General features: G+C 67.3%; 1 pseudogene. It reads left to right on the forward strand.

What is annotated here, in order from left to right:
- Window positions 1-67 precede the first annotated feature (67 nt).
- Window positions 68-413 (forward strand): annotated as a pseudogene (locus F0Q45_RS26840) (ISL3 family transposase); the annotation flags it as partial.

A 413-nucleotide genomic window follows, 5' to 3' on the forward strand; every position in this document is an offset into this window, starting at 1 on the left:
ATATCAAGATCGGCCCGGATCGCCCACAGATCGTGTGTCGCAAACGTAAGTGGTTGTGACCAAACCCGTGTCGGACTGGCTGGCCAAACGCGACCCGGCCTGGCGTGAGGCGATCACCCACGTGGGAATCGACATGTCGGTGACCTACGCCAAGGCTGTGCGCGACGCGCTGCCACATGCGCAACTGATCGCGGACCGCTTCCACCTGGTCAAACAAGCCAACCAGATGGTCGAGGCGGTGCGGCGGCGCACCAGCTGGGATTCGCGGGGCCGTCGCGGCCGTAAGGCCAACCCCGAGTGAATCAACCGGCGCCGGCTGCTGCGCACCGCTGACCGGCTCACCCACACCCAACGCGCCCGCCTGGTAGCCGCACTCGACGCCGCCGACCCCGGCAGCGACATCCTGGCCGCCT

Origin of the sequence: Mycobacterium simiae (genome assembly GCF_008370645.1) — a bacterium.
In the GTDB taxonomy this organism is placed as follows: Bacteria; Actinomycetota; Actinomycetes; order Mycobacteriales; family Mycobacteriaceae; genus Mycobacterium; species Mycobacterium simiae_A.